General features: G+C 42.9%; 23 protein-coding genes and 2 pseudogenes. 12 read left to right on the top strand and 13 right to left on the bottom strand.

Annotated features, from left to right (window positions below):
• Positions 1–203: 203 nt before the first annotated feature.
• The 8 genes and pseudogenes from RMY31_RS26215 to RMY31_RS26180 form a co-directional block, all read right to left on the bottom strand.
• On the bottom strand, positions 204–545 hold the full coding sequence (locus RMY31_RS26215) for a cupin domain-containing protein (protein ID WP_322665560.1): 342 nt from the start codon (positions 543–545) through the stop codon (positions 204–206).
• Positions 546–565: 20 nt separating this feature from the next.
• Positions 566–1,747 (bottom strand): Gfo/Idh/MocA family oxidoreductase, encoded by a 1,182-nt coding sequence (locus RMY31_RS26210; RefSeq protein WP_322665562.1) that lies wholly within the window; start codon positions 1,745–1,747, stop codon positions 566–568.
• A gap of 74 nt (positions 1,748–1,821) precedes the next feature.
• Positions 1,822–2,991 (bottom strand): zinc-dependent alcohol dehydrogenase, encoded by a 1,170-nt coding sequence (locus RMY31_RS26205; RefSeq protein ID WP_322665564.1) that lies wholly within the window; start codon positions 2,989–2,991, stop codon positions 1,822–1,824.
• Positions 2,992–3,154: 163 nt separating this feature from the next.
• On the bottom strand, positions 3,155–3,553 hold the full coding sequence (locus RMY31_RS26200) for a hypothetical protein (protein WP_322665566.1): 399 nt from the start codon (positions 3,551–3,553) through the stop codon (positions 3,155–3,157).
• Between the two features lie 63 nt (positions 3,554–3,616).
• Positions 3,617–3,802, bottom strand: a pseudogene (locus RMY31_RS26195) (glutathione-dependent formaldehyde dehydrogenase); the annotation flags it as partial.
• A gap of 16 nt (positions 3,803–3,818) precedes the next feature.
• Positions 3,819–4,517, bottom strand: a complete 699-nt coding sequence (locus RMY31_RS26190) for an SRPBCC family protein (RefSeq protein ID WP_322665568.1) — start codon at positions 4,515–4,517, stop codon at positions 3,819–3,821.
• Positions 4,518–4,599: 82 nt separating this feature from the next.
• Positions 4,600–5,691, bottom strand: coding sequence for a DJ-1/PfpI/YhbO family deglycase/protease (locus RMY31_RS26185; RefSeq protein ID WP_322665571.1), 1,092 nt, complete (start codon positions 5,689–5,691; stop codon positions 4,600–4,602).
• An 80-nt stretch (positions 5,692–5,771) separates the two neighbouring features.
• The gene (locus tag RMY31_RS26180) at positions 5,772–6,149 is read right to left on the bottom strand and encodes a DUF2267 domain-containing protein (protein WP_322665573.1); all 378 of its coding nucleotides are present in this window, start codon (positions 6,147–6,149) and stop codon (positions 5,772–5,774) included.
• 355 nt (positions 6,150–6,504) lie between these two features.
• Between RMY31_RS26180 and RMY31_RS26175 the strand changes: the two genes are divergently transcribed.
• Together RMY31_RS26175 and RMY31_RS26170 are read left to right on the top strand one after the other, a co-directional pair.
• Positions 6,505–6,900 carry a DUF6335 family protein gene (locus RMY31_RS26175; protein ID WP_322665575.1) on the top strand — a complete coding sequence of 132 codons (396 nt, stop codon included), beginning with the start codon at positions 6,505–6,507 and terminating at the stop codon, positions 6,898–6,900.
• A gap of 14 nt (positions 6,901–6,914) precedes the next feature.
• Positions 6,915–7,037: a hypothetical protein gene (locus RMY31_RS26170; protein WP_409878457.1), complete on the top strand. Its 123-nt coding sequence runs from the start codon at positions 6,915–6,917 to the stop codon at positions 7,035–7,037.
• Between the two features lie 53 nt (positions 7,038–7,090).
• Here RMY31_RS26170 and RMY31_RS26165 read toward each other — a convergent pair whose 3' ends face one another.
• The 3 genes from RMY31_RS26165 to RMY31_RS26155 form a co-directional block, all read right to left on the bottom strand.
• Positions 7,091–7,327: a hypothetical protein gene (locus tag RMY31_RS26165; protein ID WP_322665577.1), complete on the bottom strand. Its 237-nt coding sequence runs from the start codon at positions 7,325–7,327 to the stop codon at positions 7,091–7,093.
• A gap of 196 nt (positions 7,328–7,523) precedes the next feature.
• On the bottom strand, positions 7,524–7,646 hold the full coding sequence (locus tag RMY31_RS26160; RefSeq protein WP_322665578.1) for a hypothetical protein: 123 nt from the start codon (positions 7,644–7,646) through the stop codon (positions 7,524–7,526).
• Positions 7,631–7,966 carry a metalloregulator ArsR/SmtB family transcription factor gene (locus tag RMY31_RS26155; RefSeq protein ID WP_322665580.1) on the bottom strand — a complete coding sequence of 112 codons (336 nt, stop codon included), beginning with the start codon at positions 7,964–7,966 and terminating at the stop codon, positions 7,631–7,633. Before RMY31_RS26155 ends, RMY31_RS26160 begins: the two co-directional genes overlap by 16 nt.
• Positions 7,967–8,118: 152 nt before the next feature.
• On the opposite strand from RMY31_RS26155, the gene RMY31_RS26150 reads away from it, so the two are divergent.
• The 3 genes from RMY31_RS26150 to RMY31_RS26140 all read left to right on the top strand — a co-directional run bounded on the left by RMY31_RS26150 (position 8,119) and on the right by RMY31_RS26140 (position 9,854).
• Positions 8,119–8,292: a hypothetical protein gene (locus RMY31_RS26150; protein WP_322665582.1), complete on the top strand. Its 174-nt coding sequence runs from the start codon at positions 8,119–8,121 to the stop codon at positions 8,290–8,292.
• 738 nt (positions 8,293–9,030) lie between these two features.
• A complete protein-coding gene (locus tag RMY31_RS26145; protein ID WP_322665584.1) occupies positions 9,031–9,525 on the top strand; it encodes a hypothetical protein in 495 nt (164 codons plus the stop codon).
• Positions 9,495–9,854, top strand: a complete 360-nt coding sequence (locus RMY31_RS26140) for an NAD(P)-binding domain-containing protein (RefSeq protein ID WP_322665586.1) — start codon at positions 9,495–9,497, stop codon at positions 9,852–9,854. Before RMY31_RS26145 ends, RMY31_RS26140 begins: the two co-directional genes overlap by 31 nt.
• A 500-nt stretch (positions 9,855–10,354) precedes the next feature.
• Here RMY31_RS26140 and RMY31_RS26135 read toward each other — a convergent pair whose 3' ends face one another.
• A complete protein-coding gene (locus RMY31_RS26135) occupies positions 10,355–10,483 on the bottom strand; it encodes a hypothetical protein (protein WP_409878454.1) in 129 nt (42 codons plus the stop codon).
• A gap of 122 nt (positions 10,484–10,605) precedes the next feature.
• On the opposite strand from RMY31_RS26135, the gene RMY31_RS26130 reads away from it, so the two are divergent.
• Positions 10,606–11,109, top strand: coding sequence for a tannase/feruloyl esterase family alpha/beta hydrolase (locus RMY31_RS26130; protein ID WP_322665588.1), 504 nt, complete (start codon positions 10,606–10,608; stop codon positions 11,107–11,109).
• Positions 11,110–11,129: 20 nt separating this feature from the next.
• Positions 11,130–11,684 carry an antibiotic biosynthesis monooxygenase gene (locus tag RMY31_RS26125; protein WP_322665590.1) on the top strand — a complete coding sequence of 185 codons (555 nt, stop codon included), beginning with the start codon at positions 11,130–11,132 and terminating at the stop codon, positions 11,682–11,684.
• Between the two features lie 183 nt (positions 11,685–11,867).
• On the opposite strand, the gene RMY31_RS26120 is transcribed toward RMY31_RS26125, so the two are convergent.
• Entirely contained in the window at positions 11,868–15,617 is a 3,750-nt protein-coding gene (locus tag RMY31_RS26120; RefSeq protein ID WP_322665593.1) for an NB-ARC domain-containing protein, read from the bottom strand.
• 231 nt (positions 15,618–15,848) lie between these two features.
• On the opposite strand from RMY31_RS26120, the gene RMY31_RS26115 reads away from it, so the two are divergent.
• From RMY31_RS26115 to RMY31_RS26095, 5 genes and pseudogenes are all read left to right on the top strand, one after another.
• Entirely contained in the window at positions 15,849–16,127 is a 279-nt protein-coding gene (locus tag RMY31_RS26115; RefSeq protein ID WP_322665595.1) for a hypothetical protein, read from the top strand.
• 402 nt (positions 16,128–16,529) lie between these two features.
• Positions 16,530–16,862 (top strand): co-chaperone GroES, encoded by a 333-nt coding sequence (gene groES, locus RMY31_RS26110; RefSeq protein WP_322665597.1) that lies wholly within the window; start codon positions 16,530–16,532, stop codon positions 16,860–16,862.
• 153 nt (positions 16,863–17,015) lie between these two features.
• Entirely contained in the window at positions 17,016–18,647 is a 1,632-nt protein-coding gene (gene groL, locus RMY31_RS26105; RefSeq protein ID WP_322665599.1) for a chaperonin GroEL, read from the top strand.
• Between the two features lie 253 nt (positions 18,648–18,900).
• A complete protein-coding gene (locus RMY31_RS26100; RefSeq protein ID WP_322665601.1) occupies positions 18,901–19,371 on the top strand; it encodes an Hsp20/alpha crystallin family protein in 471 nt (156 codons plus the stop codon).
• A gap of 111 nt (positions 19,372–19,482) precedes the next feature.
• Positions 19,483–19,944: pseudogene (locus RMY31_RS26095) on the top strand (DsbA family protein); the annotation flags it as partial.
• Between the last annotated feature and the right edge of the window lie 2 nt (positions 19,945–19,946).

Below are 19,946 nucleotides of genomic sequence, written 5' to 3'. Positions count from 1 at the left end.
CTTAAGAACGCTGACCTAACTGCTGCTTAGTTTCTGCTTCTTTTTTAACGATTTCAATTAACTCAGCCTCTAAAAGAAGTTGAGTAACTTTCTCTTGCCTTCTATTCATTGCTGCTAAATGCAAATTAGTCCAAACTCAAGAGACTAAGACTCTGGCTAGATATTACAAAGCTACAGCTTGGTAGTGAGTAAGGAATTACGTGTTAATTTTCATCACGTCCGTGAACTTGAGCAGGGGGACTGGTTGCCTCAACTGCGGTGAATGGTTCCAAAATTTTGTATGTGTGGGAGGCTCCTTTTGGTACTACCCAGGAATCTCCTGGTTCGAGTAAAATCTTTTGACCTTCAGTGTGCAACTCTGCGCGACCATTAATTACATAACCAACTGTTTCATATTCTCGTGCGGTTGCTTCTTTAGCTTCTCCTGGCTGTTCACCTTCCCAAAGACGCATCGATACCGATTTGCCAGATGCAAGATACTTCTGACCTAGTTGACCTTTAGGAGAATGACTAGAGTCTATTTTGGTAACGCTTGTATCAGTCATATCTGTTTCCTCATTTACTTTTAAACTTTGATTGTTTTGCCAGTGCGAGCTGCTTCGTAAATTAATTGCATTAACCTGACATCCTGCAAACCTTCTTCACCTGGAGTTTTGGGTTGTTTGTTTTGCATGATAGATTCGGACAAATGATCTATCTCTAGGGCAAACTGGTTCTTTTCTTCGATATTTTGTTCTTCGTTGCCGTTCTTACGCTTAATCGTGAGGCGGTGTTGGTAATAGTCAGTTGCTGGATCTAACTCCAAGGTTGCATCAGACCCAAAAACTTGGATGCGCTTGGTATCCGAGTAGCCATAGCTAGAGGTGCAGTTGGAAAGTACGCCACTGGGGAAACGCAGCACGAAGTTGACATTTTCCTCTACTTCCCGAAAGCGGGGGTCACCAGGAGTGCTATACATCATGGCGCTAATTTCTTGTGGTTCCTCACCTGTGATGTAACGTGCCGCTTGCAAGCTGTAAATACCAATGTCGTACAGGGAACCACCGCCAGCTAGTTTTTTATTTGCACGCCAGCGATCTGCGGGGTCTTTGAGGTCTAGGTTGCGTCCGTGGTCTGAAGCGATCGCTTTCAGTTTGCCAAGTTTACCGCTCTGTGCTATCTGGATAGCAGTGAGGTTGTATGGTTCATATTGGCATCGGTAGGCAATCATTAACTTGCGATCGCTTTTTTTGGCAGCGTTAATCATTGCTTGGCACTCTTCGACGGTGTTAGCCATTGGCTTTTCACACATGATGTGCTTGCCTGCTTGTGCGCCGCGAATGCTGTATTCTGCGTGCAACCCATTGGGCAATATGACATATATCACATCTACTTCTGGGTTATCGCGGATACTATCGTAGTTTTGATAGTTGTAGATATTCTTGGGATTAACACCGTATTGCTGTGCATATCGTTCAGCCTTGGTGCGATCGCCACTTACCAACGCTACTAACTTAGAACGCTTACATTCGCCAAAAGACGGAATAATCTGTTGGGTGGCAAACTTGCCTAAACCGACAACTGCCCATCCTAACTTTTTTTCTGGAGGTAGTGGTTCTTTCGCAGGTGCTGGCCCTGCTTGAGCAAGGGTACGGGTAGGTTTGAAAATAGTACCTACCGCCCCAAACGTACTAAGTGCGATTAACCCAAAACCTGCTTTGTGTAAAATAGTACGGCGTGTAAGTTCTGATTTTAGTAAGTCAAACATAGTTTGTTAGTAGTCAGTAGTCAGTAGTCAGTAGCTAAAATTCATAACTGACAACCGACAAAGAACAAATGACCTTACGGTTTGAGTACAACTTTGGTACAGTTATCTTTCTTGTGCTTGAAGATTTCGTAGCCATGTGGCGCTTCTTCTATAGGCAATCTATGGCTGATGATAAAGGTTGGATCGATTTCACCGTTTTGAATGTGTTCTAGCAAGGGCTTTAAATACTTATGAACGTGTGTTTGTCCCATTTTGAAAGTCAGACCCTTGTTCATGGCAGCACCCATAGGTACTTTGTCGATAAAGCCACCATAAACCCCTGGTATTGATACATGACCACCTTTACTACAAGACACAATTACTTGCCGTAATGCTGTTGGACGGTCTGTTTCTAGACGCACCGCTTGCTTTGCTTGGTCATAGAATGACATCAAATCTGTGCCATGTGCCTCCATTCCTACGGCATCAATACAGGCATCGGGGCCGCGTCCGCCAGTCATCTCTTTGAGTGCTTCCCCAACATCCACTTCTTCGTAGTTGAGAATTTCGGCTTTGCCGTATTCTTTAGCCATTTGGAGGCGTTCGAGAATGCGGTCAATGGCAATGACGCGTTCTGCACCAAGGAGATATGCGCTTTTAATGGCAAATTGTCCAACGGGACCGCAACCCCAAACGGCGACAATATCACCAGTTTTGATATTGCAGTTCTCGGCTGCCATGTAACCTGTTGGGAAAATATCAGTTAAGAATAGTACTTGCTCATCCGTTAAACCATCGGGGATTTTGAACAAGCCCACATCAGCAAAAGGTACTCTGGCATACTCTGCTTGACCACCAGCATAACCACCAAATAAATGAGAGTAGCCAAAAAGACCTGATGGCGAATAGCCCATTTGCTTCTCTACCATCCAAGCGTTGGGGTTAGAGTTATCGCATAGTGACCATAAATCTCGATTGCAGAAAAAACAGTTACCGCAGGAGATAGTGAAGGGAACAACCACGCGATCGCCAACTTTCACATGTTTAACATTACTTCCTAGTTCAACGATTTCCCCCATAAATTCATGACCAAGGATATCGCCTTTTTGCATTGTGGGGATGTAGCCGTTGTAAATATGCAAATCCGAACCGCAGATTGCTGTAGAAGTAATTTTAACAATGGCATCACGCGGGTTGAGAATTTTGGGGTCGGGAACTGTATCCACCCGTACATCGTTTGCCCCATGCCAGCAAACTGCTTTCATAATTAATTAGTCCTTAGTTATGCTTTTTGGCTTAATTGATATTAAGATTAATATCTTGGTTTGGCCTAATTTTGAGACGCGATAGTTCTCGCGCCTCAGCAACTTTTTAAAGCTTATTCAGCAATATATAAGTCAATAATTAGACTCTAAAGGTGCTAAAAGTCTAGGTTCTGTCTCTCAACTGTTTGCTAGAAGGATTTCGGTAATAACCCTCTTGAGTTTCATACAATTTGTCTCCAACTTTGTCTCCAACTCTGTTTTTCGCAGAATCAAAAAACTCTTTTGTAGACCGAGGAGTTTTTTCATCCAAGTTGAGCTTTTCGCGGATATTATCACCAGCGTCTTTTAATTTATTCCGGTCATTTCTTTGAGTGTCGTTTCTAACATCCCTTTGCCCATCGGGGATTCCTTTATAATAAATACCCTCTGGAGTTTTGACATCAGCTTGTGCTACGTTAACAAAGCTAAAAGCCTGACCCAATAAAAACATAAATCCTACTAAAAAAACCAAAATTATCTGAGATATGCGAATATTCCGGAACCAAGAAATTACCTGATTCATAAAAAACCTCACTTGTATTATTTTGGGTGTACAAATCAAAATCCTGAATGAGCGAATAGTCATTCAAGGTTTCAGAACAACTTTGATACAGTTGTCCTTTTTCTGTTGAAAAATGTGATAACCGTGGGTCGCTTCTTCAAGCGGTAATTGATGGGTTATCACAAAGCTTGGAGCGAGCTTGCCATCCAAGACTAGCTAGAGTAACAAATGCATATATTTCTGCCCATGCATCTGTCCCATTTTGAAGGTTTTTGTACTTCACCCTTCAGCCTTTACCTCTTGGTTGACCTTCGGTTGTAGCGATTTCGCCTGCTTCCATTAGCATCTTGAAGCGACGCAAATCATCTCCTATTTGCTGTTCTGGTTCTTCACCGAAAAGTTTTGCTACAGCAGATGTCAAGCCTCCACCAGGCAGATTATATTCCAGCACAACTTTCACTTCAGTACCGCGATCGCCTGATGCTTTTTGAAAACGGATAAAACCAGAGTTATCAACATCTGCACCTTCCACAGAAGCCCAAGAAATAAACTCGTTTTCCCGATCTTCCAAAATATCTGCATCCCATTCCACACTTTGACCTAAGGGAGCATTGGCAATCCAGTGAGAACGTTTCTCATTGTATACTTTCACGGATTTGAGATGCTTCATAAATCTGGGCAGATTCTCAAAGTTGTGCCAAAAGTTGTATAGTTCGTCTGCTGGTTTATTAATCGTTACTGTTTTTTCAACTTTGATAGGTTGGTTCATGCCTATAGCTTCTTGCACTTGTTTAACGGTACTTTGTTTCGTTGCGGCTTGATAAATCAAACCTCCACCAGCCAAAGCCGTTAACACTCCTCGTAAGGAGCCTTCTTTTAAACCCATTAGCACTAGCGCACTACCGCCTATAAGAGATGCCCAACGTTCACTTTCACTAGCTTCACCCTGACTGATAGTTAGTTTATTTTCGGGTGTTGAAGTCACTTATTTATCTCCCGCTCGTAATAAAATCACCGCAGAGTTACAAAGACTTTTTTCTCTCTGCGGTTCGTTCAAAAGTTGATATCTACACCGCTGCTCCTGTAGTCGGTTGTGAACGCTGAATAGCACTGGCTACCCGCGCCCGGTATAGTTCTCCTAAGCGCTGTTCGTATGTCAGCAGATCGTGGTAAATTACTTTGAAAATAGCCGTTGCTACTGGATCGGTGTACATTGCGCTCAAATTGTCGAACTCGCCAATACCCGTTTGCACATCTCTTAAAGCGCAAACTAACTGATACATGTCATCACTTCCAGTCAAGGCAGCTTTGACTTTAGCGTACTGATTTGCGAGATTTGCCAGCAAAGAAGGTTTTTCTCCCAATTTATGAAGATAAGCTTCTAGCATTTCGATATGACCCTGTTTTTTGGCAATCATTTCTTGAAAGAGCGATCGCACTTCTCGATCTGATTCTTTTTCCAGGTATTTCTCTAAGGCTTCCAGTGAATAACGCTCGTCACCAAGACCGGTATTCAAACCTTTGACAATATCACCTTTGGTAGAACCACCCCAAGCATCAGCTAATTTCCACCATTCAGCAGTTGTGTCTTTCTCGTTTGGCAGTGCAACTTCTTTGCCGCCGTAACCCAGACGATTCAGTACAGCTGTTGTGAAAATCGCCAGGTCGCCAGGTTCGCGGGATGTAATTAAATTTCCATCCACTAGCAATGAATCATCAACAAAATTTGCACCTGCATTGATGATGTCCTTACGGATAGCTCTGAAGCCAGTGGCTCGTTTATCTTTGAGCAAGTCACCTTCTATGAAAAGTTGTGGCCCGTGGCAAACCGCAGCTACCCATTTTCCTTGTCGGACTGCCTCTTGTACGAAGCTTACTGTATTGGGGTCACGCCGCATTTTGTCGGGAGCCATACCACCAGGGATGACGACGGCATCGAATTCTGAAACTAGTGCTTCGGCTATAGTGGTATCGGCTTGTGTGGAAAGTTTGCCACGTTTACCTTTGTATTTTTCATTCATGCGCGAACCAAGGACAACTACATTTATCCCTGCTTGCTTTAATCCGTTACAAGGGACTATGAATTCTACATCTTCTACGTCATGTTCAATGAGGATGGCGACTTGTTTCCTGTCAGAATGATTGTTGTGATGTGGCATAGATTCAATCTACTTCTAGAATTTTTCTAACTAAATGAGTTTTTTTGAAGTTTTGATTATGCAAGCATTGGGCTTGTTAGTTACGTAGCGAACAGTTCTTCGTAATCGTGAGAAAAATGATTGTGAAATGCAGCAAATACTTCGGGTTTTATAGCATTTTGTAACACTGCAAAAACGGCTCGAACATGAATTGCGGTAGTGGTTGGTTCTATATTTTCTTTTTGACTTGCACGCGCAATAAATTCCTGCAAGTTGAATGATTGAACGCCATTCCCCTCTCGTCCTACTAAATAGTCACCTAGTTCTTGAGGCAAATGTGCTGCTAGTTCTTTTGCATCATCACCAGCCACATGTTCCTTAATAGTTGCCAGCGTAGCACGGGTGGCACGTTCTGCCTCTTCGCGAGAATTTGATTGAGCTAGGCTTTGTACATGAGTAATGAACTCGTCGTATTCCACTTTCTACCTCCGCTAATCAAAATCAATACTTGCCGCTGATAGTTCAGATTTAAAAGTACGAACAAAAGCCAAAGGAGCGGCATTAATAAAGATTGATTTTGGTAAAAAAAGTAGTTATGAGTAAGAAGATGATAACTGAGCATTGTTGTGGGTTAATAACTCCTAACTCATAACTAATAGATATAATTACATGTGGCTTGAGCGTGAATTTACATTTACAAGATTATGCTGTAATAACTATCTCAGCTTCGTTCCAAGGGGATAGATTTTTTTATTTCTAAAGTCGTACATCCTCGGCAATACAACTTTTTGCTTGGAAAACGTTATTGTGAGGATGCAGAAAAGGTTAAATATTATGGCAGAAAAAAATAAAGATCGCGAAATTGAATCTAGTGATTTACCAGAGGAAATTACCGAATCCTACGGCACTGGGGTGAAAGACCTACCGGGGTATAATATTGGTGGGCGAACCATGCTGCAAAAATGGCATCAGTATACACATACTAGCCCCGAAATCACTGGTGGTGATATTGATGCTGATTGGGAAGAAGAAGATGCGGTAGGGGATGAAGCTGTTGGTGGTACTGTTGCCACTCCCGATCAAGATATAGTCGAGAATCTAGCAGCAGCAGTTGGGGTGGAAATAGATGATGATGAGCCTCTTCATACAGCCGATATGTTAGAGGAGCGTGACGATGCTCGCTGGGAGTTAGATCCGAAGTCTTCTGATGATTATCAAGAGCGGCAATAAGTAGAAGGCAGAAGGTGAGACAGCGCGGTCTTGGGGGTTTCCACGCCAGTTGCTACCCTGCGGGAAGCCGCGCAGAGCGCGTCTACAAGTCGGCAAAACCGCCCAACGCACTGGCTCCCTATGAGCGACTGCGTTAGCGACGTTAGGAGCGTCACCTGAAGGGCACGAGGGGAGGCAGTCCGTTGGCCGGCTAGCCTTCTCCTAGCGGAAACACTACGCGTAGCTTGCTTCCCCGCAGGGGTACGGCATAAACATACTCATCATAAGGATGGTAATGAACGGGTATTACAGTATCAGCAGCCATCCGCAGTTTATGAATTGAACTTTGTGGAACTGGTTCTGCTAATGGCAGAATTTGTGTTCCTGGAAATAGCTCTATATTAATCCACTGTTGTGTTTGAGTATCAATAAAAATTTGGTGAGCCATATTTAATTCTAAATTGAAAAGTACAATTTGCGAACAGGTTTAGGATTAGAAATCGTTTGTATAAAGCCTGAGTCTGTACGTCTTAATTACGAATTATATTTGTTTCACCAAAGCTTATAATGTTGCCAAGCTTCTGTCATATCCACCTCTGGTATATGCTTTTCTAGCAGAGCAAATATTTCTTAAATTAGTTCACTTATCTTACCTTAAACTCGTTTTCCATTAACCACGCTGCCAATGCTTGACGGTTGGTGAGTATCTGCCAAAGTTGTTGAGGGGGATAGGGACAAAACACTTCCAAATTCAGGTTTCGGAACATGAATTTTCCTCCAAATAACTGCCTGGAGCATCTAGTTTTTCTTGCCAGAACTGCTCGTAATCAGCAATCCAGTCAGATATCTGCTTTAATGGCTCTGGATTCAGTCGATATAAGCGCTGTCGCCCTGCTTTCCGCATTTGTACTAATCCCGCTTCACACAGAATCTGTAAATGCTGAGAAATAGCTGGCAAGCTCATAGCAAATGGCTCAGCCAGTTGTTTGACTGGTTGCTCACCAATACGTAACAGATCCAATAGTGCCCTGCGTGTGGGATCTGCGATCGCCACGAAGACATCGGCACTAGCAGCAGGTCTACTCATTCAGATTCAACTATATATTTAAGCAAACGCTTAACTATTTCAATAATATATAAGCAATTGCTTAAATGTCAAGTTCTTGCTCATATAGCTGTTAGTTATAACTTCTAGTGCATCTTTTATTGATATGAATGTTTGGCTCTATCGTGTATTTGATGACAAATAGAAGATTGGACAATATTTTAGAGCGATCGCCTGATATTGCAGATATTTATCTCCAGCGATTGCTTAAATTACTGGTTGAAGTGGTTAGCACCAACTGGGAAACTAACTATGCATCAGCATATTTTTTTCTTTACTTGTCGGCACACAGTCATAATATAAGTTAAAGGTGATAGTATCGCTAAAATATATATCAGGTAACGATAATAATAGTTCGCAGGGAAAATTTAGCGGTAATATCAGTACAATGTTTAAAAAAGTCTTTCTTAAACAATAAACTGTTCCTTTTATTGTCAAAAATCTAAAAATCACTTCATTCCTAAACTGAACTTTAAATTAGTCATTATAGGAACGCAAATTACATATTAAATATCTATTTGCTCGATGTTTACATTCTTAGTTTTAGCGACATTTTTAAAAAACATATATATTTTATTTCAGGCGATCGCCCAGTCAAATTCTTTTTGGAATAAGACACATTGAAATTCATTAAGTAATAACATCATTTTTGCATAGTTAGTTCTCAAAAATGTTTACAAAAACAGTAATTTCAAAAAAATATTTCTATGGATAGATGCTGATTTTATTTTTTAATCAAGAAGAAACCATGTAACTACAAGAAAATAAAAACAATTTCCGCATTTCCGTGAGATGGTAGTAGGACATACTCAATCTGAAGTGAAGCCAGGATCCTCAGATTTTCCTTAGATTTGCTAATTAGCGTTAAAGCATATTCATCAATTAGTTTAAGTTCAGCAAACATGAGATTGCCTTACAACTAGAGCTTGCAGTGTCGTATATCAATTCTCTAGAAGAAGGCTAAAGATGCTCTCCCTGGAAAACCAAATTCATCTGAGTATGGGGCAAGGCCTTGCGTCCTTTCATTACGAATTGGTATAAATTCTATGGTTAACAAAATCGCAACGACATTTGAACAAGACCATCAGCTGCCTCATTCAAAACAATTTTATTGGTGGCATTTTCTCATTAGTGTGGTTTGGCTGACGGTGCTAATGTTGGGATATAGCGGATTGGGGTGGACTCTCTGGCTTGATGGCTCATTCTCGCAAGTTGGGGTAGTGATGCTTATGTTGGCAATTGCCGCAGTCCGTGCCTGTATACTCACCGGATTTCATGTCTGGGCGGGCTTATTGTCTCTCACGTTCGGTTCTGCATGGATTCTGGCTGGGGCATCGATATCAAGCGGATTTCTTGGTTTGGCAGTAGCGATCGCTCTATCCTGGATTGGCATTTTCACCCTGGATGTGGCATTAGACCAGTCCGTCGAAAATTTGCTGGAAATAGAGTTAAGTCGAACTGAGGTTTTCCTGATTCTGGTAGCCGTCTGCGGTACTGGCGCTATTGCGGGATGGATACTCCCAATTCTTTATGTAACTTAAATACAGGGCATGTTATTGAACTGGGAATTATAGGACTAGGACGAATGGGAGCTAACATGGCACGCCGTCTAACCCAGGCTGGACATACCGTGATTGGCTACACTTGTCAGCCACAAAAAGCAGGGGCGCTGGTTCAGGAAGGAGCGATCGCTCGTGGTGTAACCTCATTTGTTGAGCTAGTCGATGCACTTACAAAACCCCGCATCATTTGGCTGATGCTGCCAGCAGCGACGTTGAATGCTACCTTGCACACCCTCATGCCGCTTCTAAATACTGACGATATTGTTGTAGATGGTGGTAATTCTTACTACATAAAAGAAAAATGGTAAAACGTTAAATTGACCGTCTACCATTTTTCAACATTAGTTATGGTTTTTGATTATATCCAAAAGTATCCACACCGAACAAAACAAATTTTAGGAATTAGTTATGAACAATTACAATCGCAAAATATTCCGCATAGCCTCACAAATATTTCGCTGAAAGCTTGATAATTATGAACAAATTATTTTAACGGTTTGTGGATTAGTTAGGCTCAGGATTGGTAGTTTAATTTTCCCAACTTAGCTATTAGGAATAATAAGGAATTTTGAAAAACAAGGATTTAATTTTTATGCCTATAAACTATAATTAACTATCTCAAACCCTTATAACTACGTTTTTACGAAGATATCAAAGCTTAGTCTCAAAGCTTTGAACAATCTGGCGCGAGGAGTTTTCGGACAAGTCTAATCAAAGCGCCACTTTTTACGATGAAGCAGGAACGCGTTTGCCAGTCCCAGAATTTGCTAAAGATTTCAACCTGACTGTAGCAGGCTTGTTTGGCTGGTTACTTGAGTGAGTTATGCTTTGAGCGATCGCACTGACTGTTTTTCAAGACAAATAGGCGATCGCAGCAGCAACAAGCTAGGGGTATTACTAAAAATTTTGTCAAGCGAAAATAGGCGCGATCGGTCACACTTTGAAGTCTGATTTCACGAGCGTAATTCTATGCTTCAATTTAGTCCTGTAGAGAGAAGAAGATTTAATAGTTTTCTACTAGAAAAATATTAAATCGTCTGCCAATTTGAAACATCTGAATTGATTTTTACACTTTGCAGATGTGGTGGGAAACTCATTCTCTATCATGGGTGGGCCGATCCAGCGATTCCCCCTCAAGGCACGCTCGCTTACTATCAGGCAGTTCAAGATACAATGGGCGGTCTTACCAAGGTGCAATCGTTTGCCAGATTGTTTATGCTGCCTGGAGTGTATCACTGTCAAGGCGGAACGGGGCCTAGCCGCGTGGATTGGCTCACACCGATTGTGGCGTGGGTTGAACAAGGCACTCCCCCCACTAAAATCATTGCATCCCAAACGGCTGCCGACTCAGCAAGTGGTGGGTTCAGCAATCCGACAGAAAGAGCAACGAGCAGCAATGCAACCATTATCAGAACAAGACCGATATTTCCTTACCCGATGCAAGCTAGGTATAACGGTAAAGGAAGCATTGACGATGCCGCAAACTTTGTAGGAGTAATGCCTTCCCAAATCCCCAACGATCGTATTGATTGGATTGGAAATGATTTGTCTGAGCCTCAGTAATTTGAGAAAGTTTCAACATTATGGTTGAGCGATGTCTACGACGGGCTACGCCTACGCGACCTATTCCTGCAACCTACATTCATACTCGCCGACCCAAAGCTGGGAAAGAAGCTCAATTCGAGCAGCGTATTTCTGAACTGATTCTGCGATCGGCAACCTTTCCAGGCTATCTCGGAACGACCTCGATTGAACCTGATAATCTGGGTAACAGGCGCTATGTGTTTCGATTTGCCGATCGAGAATCTCTAGAAAGATGGTTCAACTCTCCTGAACGTCGCGATTGTCTGGCTCAACTCGATCCGCTTACCGATGGAATACCATCTTATGAGCCAGTGTATGGAGAACAAGCATTGTGGACTCAGGTACGTGTCCCTAGAGCCAATCCACATAAGCAGACGTTGATTAGCTGGTTGGCAACTGTTGTCTTTGCATTTGCGATCGGAGGCATTGTCAGTGCAATGGGAGCAGGGTCGCTCGTTGGGTTGCTCGTAACAACAGCGTTAGTTGTTGTCATCAAGAGCTACTGGGTCATGCCATTTTTGGCAAGAAAGCTGTCACGTTGGCTCAATCGGTAACATGCCTCACAAATTAGCACGACTACTGGAGCAAGTCAGACTAGTCGCTCAAGTCGAGCATGGCAATGAGATGAATCCCTACGAGCGTAATACTTTCTTTTCTTAACCAACTCTACGGTGGGAGCGATCGCTTGCTGTGTTCAAGAGAAAGGGCGATCGCGTTTCTTAAGTTTATCTAACTGATTAGGCAGGAAATACATCATAGATTTCTTGCCAATCTGGACGAACCCAACCAGCAATGCGAATTACCTCTCGCATAATTATGATGGAAAGTTTTGGCTGAACTTCCTCAAAAGCTTCAAGCCATTCAGCTAAAGTAGATAAAAATTTATCCATTTCTTGGATATCGAGCGTTCTAAGTGCCTCTGGAAAACTGCCAACTCTACCTAGTGCATTTGCCAAGTTTTCTACTACCTTTTTTTTAAAATAGCTACTTTCAATGGTTTGTAAAAATTCTCTAGCTTCTTCTACAAAAGCATTAGCTTCTTCTTTACGCCCTGCTTGAATAAGTCCGGCTGCTAACCCTCCTAGTGCTTCTACGTAGTCTGAATTAATTTCAATCATTTGTGCTAATTCTTCTGCTTCTGTGAAAGCTCTAGCTTTGGCTAATGCTATTACAACTTCCTTTATTGGCTCGGCTCGCTCAAAATTTCTTTCAATATCAATCATCTCTATAACTTTTTGCGCTTCTATAAACTCTCCTGCCTTAGCTAGCTCAATTGCAAAATATTTCCTTGCCCATGCTGTACGACAATCCTTCTCAATCATTTGTATAACTTGTTTGGCTTCGATGAAACATTTATTCTTACTCATTGCTTGTACTAACTCTAATAAAGCCGATTCCTTATCCCAATCTTGGTTAATCTCTTGTACTACTTTCTCAGCTTCAGTAAAGTACTTTGCTTGTGCTAGTGATATAGATAAGTGTTCCAGTAGTCGTGCTTGCTCTGAATTATTCTCAACTTTATGAATTAACTTTATTACTTCATCAAAAGCTGTTTTTGCTTCTGTTGTCAATCCACTCTCAGCCATTGCAACAGCCAATTGACAAAGTCTCCATCCTTGTCTGTGAGCTTCCTCAATATTCTTTGTGACTTCGATATCTCTACCCAAGATTTTGTGGGATTTGTCCTTATATCCAGCTTGAGCTAGCGATACTGCTAACTTTCTTAGTACTAATGCTTGACGTGGTTCATCTTCGATTGTTTGTGCTAATTCTTCAGCTTTGATAAAAATAGCCTCCACTTCTGTTTTATACCCAGCTAGGGCTAACGCTAATGCTAAAGTTCGCCGAGATTCTGCCAGTGCGTAAGCGTCTTTCAACTTCAAAACTACCTTGGCTTTTTTGAGCATAATATTTTTAGCTTCTTCTCTTCTTCCAGACTTAGCTAGTGCTATTGCTAATTCACTCATTGCCCAATGCTGGTAGCAATCGACTTCTATTCTTGGTATGAGTTCTGCAACTTCTGCAAAAATGATATTAGCTTTGGTAAAATCTCCAACTTGCTCCAATACTGTTCCCAGCTTGCTAAGTGCTAAAGCTTGAAATAAATAGTCATCGTCTGAGCGTACAATTTCTTCAGCTTCGCTAAAATATCCAAATTGAATCAATGCTTCTATCAGTTCTACTGATGTTTCTATCCATAGTTCATAGTCTTCCATAGCAGCACCTTCGATCGCTTCATCAAAAACTGCTAATGCTTCTATCTCTCGTCCAGACTTAGCCAGTGCAGCTGCTAACTCTTTTAATACCCATACTCGATCCTCATTATTTTCAATTGCCTCTAAGATTTCTTCAGCTTCAGCAAAGCGTTCAGCTTGTCCCAGTGCTACAGCCAATTCTCTTAGCCCAGACTCTGTACCATTTTCTTCATCTTCCTTCTCTGCCCATGCCAATTCTGCAAGGTCAGTAAAGATTGTGTCTGCTTCTATTTTGCGCCCAGCTTGCGTTAGTGTTGCTGCTAATTTGCTTAGTATTCTTATTTGCTCTTCATAGTCGTTGACTACTTGTGCAATCTCCGAAGCTTCATCGAGAAGAGAATAATTAGGCCTAGCTTTTTCTTGCAAAGCCTTATAGATAGTCAATAAGCCATTTAACCGATATTCCAAATCAGAGCGTAAACGTGCATGACTTAAAGCTTCATCCTCACATCCCAGCCACACTAAGGTTTCTAGGTCGGTATTAAAATAGCCGCTGACCCGAAGATTTACTGCCTGACGTGCTGTGTAAAGTTGGATTAACATTAAAAGTTGATTTGCTTCTAATGGATCGGCAAAGTCACTTATTGCCAAATCCAAATCAGCAACATACGCCGTATCACCTGTACAAGCAATAAATTTTGCTTCCATCCAATCTGGGGATTTAGTTAGTAGTTTATACAGTTCTTCTTTTCGCCCAGATTCATGTAGATGGTAAGTTAAATTTTCAAAAAAATAGCCATCATTTGGGCCAGTATGCCAGCCATTTGAGCAACGTGAAGAGTAAGAATTCACAAAACGGTTATGCAATGACTGTAAATTACCAGCTTGCTTACGCACATAATCATACTGGAGGTCATGCAAAGTTAAGCATCCCCGATCGTCACGCCGTGCTAGCGATCGCTCTACCAGCGCATCTACCACATCTTGCGTGTCGAATTCATCTAGCCCTTCCGGTTCCCAAAAAGTTTGCAACATAGTTTCAGGAATAGGCGTATCTTCTGGAAAAACGGCAAAATCTAAATAGCGCTTTTGGATATCAGTCTCTAATGCCTCAATACTGACTTGAATCGCTTTGAGCAAGTTTGGATAAGGGTAATCAGGAAACTGATACCTAATTTTTTCTAGATCGGCATTGCGAAGCTTGTACAGCAGATTGCCCCAACGGTCTGGCTTACTTTGGACTAATGCACCAATCATTGCTAGCGCCAAAGGCAAGTTACCACATTCTCGCACCACTTCATCTGCCTCAACAGGTAATGTTTCTTTCTCTTGTTTTGCCCACAATGCCAAGAGTGTTAGCGCCTGTTCATCCTCCAGCAAACCTAGCAAACATCCAACAGCACCGAGTTCCTGAAGCACCTTATTGTCGCGTGTTGTAATTAACATCTTGCACTTCTGCCCTAGTGCATTAAACGCCTCAGCGTGTTTGCTTTGCCACACATCATCTAGAATCACCAAGCAAGCTTTATTTACTAACAATTCGCTCAAGTGAACTCTGCCCTGTTGCACATCATGGAATATCTGTGAACTATCGCCCAGCATTTTGGCTAAATCTAATTGCCGTAAGGTAAGTGCTGGATTTTGACCAAGCGTTACCCACAAGATACCATCAGGAAAACTATACCGCACCTCCTCATCGCGTGCTAGCATTGCTGCCAAAACTGATTTGCCAATTCCGCCCATACCTTGCACTCCAACTCTAAGCGCAGTTCCAGTAACGGCTACTGGTTGGTTTTTACCATCAAGTACTAATTTTTTTAAGTCTTTGAGTGCATCAATGCGTGGTAAGGAATTTAATGGTAAATCTGGTACATGGCTGCTTAGCTTTCCTAATACTGCCGGGGATACTTGAATTACATGGTTAGCTTCTGAAGCTGACTGAAGTGGAGTATCAGAGTTAAAAGTTTCGAGCCATTGCAAATACCGTTGTTTTAACCAAGCGAGGAATTCTCGATCTTTATTTCGGCTTTTCTGTTTATAACCCGGAAAACCTTCCTTGCCATCCTTTGGACAGAACCGTTCATTGTATATTGTCCACATATGCTTTCTAACAGTTTCTGGATTAGAAGGCAATTCATCATCTTTAATCGCTCGATCTGCAACCTGTTTGTTAGTTTTGACAGTTTCTTGGCTAGGAAATTTAGACAGAAAAATAGCTTGCTCAGTTTTGGTTAATCCATATCGCTCTTGAGGAAACACCTCGGTTCTTAAAAATGTGTGCCAGCTTTTCATAGTTACTGCTATCTTCCCAAACCTTCTTAGAAGTCTGCATATTTTGATTCAGTTTAACTGAATTAGCTTTGGAATGTATATGTTTTCCGCTTTATAAAATAAGCGGAAAAATTTTTCCGCTTATATTTTATTTACTGGAAATTCTTTTCTGGGACTTTTTTAAAAGCAGCTTCTAGGATGTATTTGTTGGTCATTACATCCTATGAATTGATTAAAGGATTTAATATATTTATGAATTACTCTTCAGTATCTGAGACTATTCAAGAGCAAGAAAAAACAAATCAGCTATTGCGCTGCCAAACAACAGCGAAACCAGAAAAACTGGTTTGTACAACTGAAAAAGCCATCACCTCACCTTTGAAACAATTAGATACAGTTGCATTAGTCCAATATGGAGGACTTCCAGCCGCCATCATCCTGGCTATTGCGTTTCTCATTCTTGCTTTAGCTGAATATAACAAGATATTTGTACCTGTAATGCTGCAAAAGCGAGATATAAAGACCAAATAATTTATTGATAGCTCGGAACTCAACTACAAATGCGATCGCTATCCTCTCCTACAACGATACCAAATTGTAGGTAGATCGACAGCTAGCGATCGCACGCAATTCCGCCCAACTTCAACAGAAATTATCCCGCGCCCAGTTTTTGCAACACAACCTATTGTAAATTCGCCATGATTTCCTCAGAAAGTCCTTAGATTTTTTGGTTAAGGTAATAATTACTGAGCAGTACCAATCTACAAAGACACAATTTTTACATAAAAAGGCATGACGCATACTGTCGGGTGCAGAAAGGAAGAAAGATCGAAGAAAAAACTTTAAGTTGTGGGTTTAAAGTCCACTCACTAAGGAAAAAGAATAACGTGAATGTACCTTCTGCCTTCTGCCTTCTCAACAGGAGAATAGCCTATGGCAGCCGTATCGCTGAATATTTCGACAGTAAAACCGTTGGGCGATGTCTGCGACGGGCTACGCCTACGCATCTTTATTAAGGTCGCGCAAGCGGAAGAAAAAACTGCTGGGGGAATTTTATTGCCCGACACCGCCAAAGAAAAGCCACAGATTGGAGAAGTGGTGCAAGTCGGCCCGGGCAAGCGTAATGACGATGGCTCTCGTCAGCCAATGGAAGTGAAAATTGGCGATAGAGTTCTCTATTCCAGATATGCCGGAACCGACATTAAACTCGGTAGCAAAGAGTACGTGTTGATGTCTGAAAAAGATGTCCTGGCGATCGTCGAGTAAGCAGCTTTCAAAGAGACTGAGTATTGGGGAAAAGAGAGCAGGGAAGACAGCGGAAGATAAAACTCCTACCTCTTGTACAGACGCGATTTATCGCGTCTCTATTCAGCACTACTGAAAATATCTTAATTAATTATTAACAAGGACAAGATTCCTATGGCAAAGACAATTCTGTACAAGGATACGGCCCGTTGGACATTGGAAAAGGGTTTTGACACTCTGACGGAAGCCGTCGCTGTCACCCTCGGCCCCAAAGGGCGGAATATAGTTTTGGAGAAAAAATATGGCGCTCCCCAAATCGTCAATGATGGAGTGACTATTGCCAAAGAAATTGAATTGGAAGACCCCACTGAAAATACCGGGATTTCCTTGCTGCGTCAAGCAGCCTCCAAGACAAACGATGTCGCGGGTGACGGAACCACCACTGCAATTGTGCTGGCTCACGCGATGGTTAAAGAAGGGCTACGCAACGTTACTGCTGGTGCCGATCCCCTAACGCTAAAGCGGGGAATTGATAAAGCTACGGAATTCGTCATCGAAAAAATTAAAGAACACGCCCGTCCAATTAAAGATTCTAGGGACATTGACCAGGTCGCAACCATTTCTGCGGGTAATGACCCAGAAGTGGGTCGGATTGTGGCTGAGGCGATGGAAAAAGTGGGCAAAGAAGGTGTGATCTCTCTGGAAGAAGGCAGATCCACAACGACCGAACTGGAAGTCACTGAAGGAATGTGTTTTGATAGAGGGTACGTTTCGCCTTACTTTGTCACCGATCCAGAGCGAATGGAGGCAGTACTGGAAGAACCCCACATTTTAATCACCGATCGCAAGATTACGCTGGTTCAAGATTTAGTACCGATTCTGGAGCAAATTGCTCGGACAGGCAAACCCCTACTAATCATTGCGGATGACATTGAAAAAGAAGCCTTGGCAACTTTAGTTGTCAACCATTTGCGCGGTGTGCTGCGAGTTGCGGCAGTGAAGGCTCCCGGCTTTGGCGCTCAACGCAAAGCAATGCTGGAAGACATCGCAGCGCTCACAGGTGGTCAGGTGATTAGCGAAGATACGGGCTTAAAGCTGGAAAATGTCAAGTTAGAAATGCTTGGTAAAGCAAGGCGAGCGATCGTTACCAAAGACGACACAACCATCGTGGCAGAAGGCAACGAAGAAGCTGTCAAAGCTCGCATCGAACAAATTCGTCGCCAAATCCAAGAAGCTGAATCCTCCTACGATAAAGAAAAACTGCAACAACGGCTGGCGAAACTGGCAGGTGGTGTGGCGGTGATTAAGGTCGGTGCTGCCACCGAAACTGAACTCAAAGACCGCAAGCTACGTCTAGAAGATGCAATTAATGCCACCAAAGCCGCAGTTGAAGAAGGAATTGTGCCTGGTGGTGGTACAACACTAGCACACATTGCTCCCCAAGTTGAGGAATGGGCAAAGAGTCAAATGAAGGATGAAGAGTTGACGGGCACCATGATTGTGGCTCGCGCCCTTTATACCCCACTACGTCGTATTGCTGATAATGCTGGTGCTAATGGTGCGGTGATTGTGGAGCGCGTCCGCGAACTGCCCTTTGATGAGGGATACGATGCCGTTGCTAATAAATTTGTGAATATGTTCGAGGCAGGCATTGTCGATCCAGCGAAGGTGACTCGTAGTGCTTTGCAGAATGCTGCATCTATTGGTGGTATGGTGCTGACCACTGAGGGTGTTGTGGTAGAAAAACCTGACAAGCACGAGAAAGCGCCAGCTGGTGTCGGCCCTGGCCCTGGCTTCGACTATTAAGGAGACTGGTTACTGGGTATTGGGTACTGAGAAAGGTTCAAGGGAAGTTATTTGTTTTTCTGTTTACAGTTTGCCTTGTGCCAATACCCAATCATCATAATGTCCTTAGAAAACCCTTAGATTTCTTATCTATTATCTATAGTGTCAACAGAGTTCAGCACTGGCAGAATAGCAACGCTGTTTCAGCGACTGACAAAACCCAGTCTAATGCAGAATTCTAAACACTCAAGTTCAGATCGGGAGACTTAAAATTATGGCACTCGTTCGTTGGGAACCTTTCCGAGAGGTTGAAACTTTGCAGCGGCAGTTAAACCGCTTGTTTGATGAAATAGCACCGACAGGTCGTAGACCAGAGGAAGGGGTTGCCTTTATTCCCTCCGCTGAGATAGAAGAAACCCCCGATGCAATTCATCTCAAGGTAGAAATTCCTGGTATAGACCGCGAAGACCTAAATGTGCAGGTATCGCCAGAGGCAGTGTCTATTTCCGGTGAGCGTAAGTCAGAAATTAGAATGGAAGAAAGAGGTATTACCCGTACTGAATTCCGCTATGGCAGGTTTCAGCGCGTGATTCCCCTACCTACCCGCGTCCAGCATGACCAGGTACAAGCAGAATACAAAGATGGCATTCTCAAGCTGAGGCTGCCCAAGGCTGAAGAAGATAGAAACAAGGTTGTAAAAGTAAACCTAGGTAATGGGCACAGAGGCAACGGGCAAGGGCAGTGACGCTGCGGTTTCCCAAAGCACTCCTTCCCAGCAGGAGGTGACAACATGATAACAACAGCAACGGGCAAACTTAGCCTCCCAGTTAGCGATCGGATCTGAGGGTCAAAAAATGCACCCGTCACCCTCGTAGAATACGGCGACTATGAGTGTCCTTATTGCAGCCGTGCCCATTTCACCGTCAAAGAGCTACAGCAGTTGACCGAGGATCTGATGCGCTTTGTCTACCGCCACTTCCCATTAACCAGTATGCATCCCTACACCGAGCAGGCAGCAGAAGCAGCTGGGGCGCAAGGTAAGTTTTGGGAGATGCACGACCATCTCTTTGAACATCAACAGGCACTCGATCGCAAACATCTAATGGAATATGCAGCTAACCTCGGTCTTGATGTGCCTCGATTCAGTCGCGAACTCGCCGACCACGCCCACGCAGCCAGGATACGCGAAGACTTACTCAGCGGAATCCAGAGCGGGGTCAACGGCACGCCGACTTTTTTCATCAACGGTGTGCGCCACGATGGCTCTTACGACCTCCGCTCATTGTTAGCCGCGATTCAAAACGCAGCCGAATCCTGAGT

The sequence above is a fragment of the Dendronalium sp. ChiSLP03b genome, from assembly GCF_034531165.2.
Taxonomy (GTDB): Bacteria; Cyanobacteriota; Cyanobacteriia; order Cyanobacteriales; family Nostocaceae; genus Dendronalium; species Dendronalium minutum.
The sequence above is the reverse complement of the archived record's forward strand: the minus strand, read 5'-3'. Positions and strand labels throughout refer to the sequence as shown.

Coding starts and splice junctions, on each gene's coding strand:
- RMY31_RS26145 (WP_322665584.1), top strand. CDS start 9,031: ATGGTTAACAAAATCGCAACGACATTTGAACAAGACCATCAGCTGCCT.
- RMY31_RS26175 (WP_322665575.1), top strand. CDS start 6,505: ATGGCAGAAAAAAATAAAGATCGCGAAATTGAATCTAGTGATTTACCA.
- groL (WP_322665599.1), top strand. CDS start 17,016: ATGGCAAAGACAATTCTGTACAAGGATACGGCCCGTTGGACATTGGAA.
- RMY31_RS26205 (WP_322665564.1), bottom strand. CDS start 2,991: ATGAAAGCAGTTTGCTGGCATGGGGCAAACGATGTACGGGTGGATACA.
- RMY31_RS26115 (WP_322665595.1), top strand. CDS start 15,849: ATGAATTACTCTTCAGTATCTGAGACTATTCAAGAGCAAGAAAAAACA.
- RMY31_RS26185 (WP_322665571.1), bottom strand. CDS start 5,691: ATGCCACATCACAACAATCATTCTGACAGGAAACAAGTCGCCATCCTC.
- RMY31_RS26140 (WP_322665586.1), top strand. CDS start 9,495: ATGGATACTCCCAATTCTTTATGTAACTTAAATACAGGGCATGTTATT.
- RMY31_RS26150 (WP_322665582.1), top strand. CDS start 8,119: ATGACAAATAGAAGATTGGACAATATTTTAGAGCGATCGCCTGATATT.
- groES (WP_322665597.1), top strand. CDS start 16,530: ATGGCAGCCGTATCGCTGAATATTTCGACAGTAAAACCGTTGGGCGAT.
- RMY31_RS26125 (WP_322665590.1), top strand. CDS start 11,130: ATGGTTGAGCGATGTCTACGACGGGCTACGCCTACGCGACCTATTCCT.
- RMY31_RS26210 (WP_322665562.1), bottom strand. CDS start 1,747: ATGTTTGACTTACTAAAATCAGAACTTACACGCCGTACTATTTTACAC.
- RMY31_RS26120 (WP_322665593.1), bottom strand. CDS start 15,617: ATGAAAAGCTGGCACACATTTTTAAGAACCGAGGTGTTTCCTCAAGAG.
- RMY31_RS26155 (WP_322665580.1), bottom strand. CDS start 7,966: ATGAGTAGACCTGCTGCTAGTGCCGATGTCTTCGTGGCGATCGCAGAT.
- RMY31_RS26200 (WP_322665566.1), bottom strand. CDS start 3,553: ATGAATCAGGTAATTTCTTGGTTCCGGAATATTCGCATATCTCAGATA.
- RMY31_RS26165 (WP_322665577.1), bottom strand. CDS start 7,327: ATGGCTCACCAAATTTTTATTGATACTCAAACACAACAGTGGATTAAT.
- RMY31_RS26160 (WP_322665578.1), bottom strand. CDS start 7,646: ATGTTCCGAAACCTGAATTTGGAAGTGTTTTGTCCCTATCCCCCTCAA.
- RMY31_RS26215 (WP_322665560.1), bottom strand. CDS start 545: ATGACTGATACAAGCGTTACCAAAATAGACTCTAGTCATTCTCCTAAA.
- RMY31_RS26100 (WP_322665601.1), top strand. CDS start 18,901: ATGGCACTCGTTCGTTGGGAACCTTTCCGAGAGGTTGAAACTTTGCAG.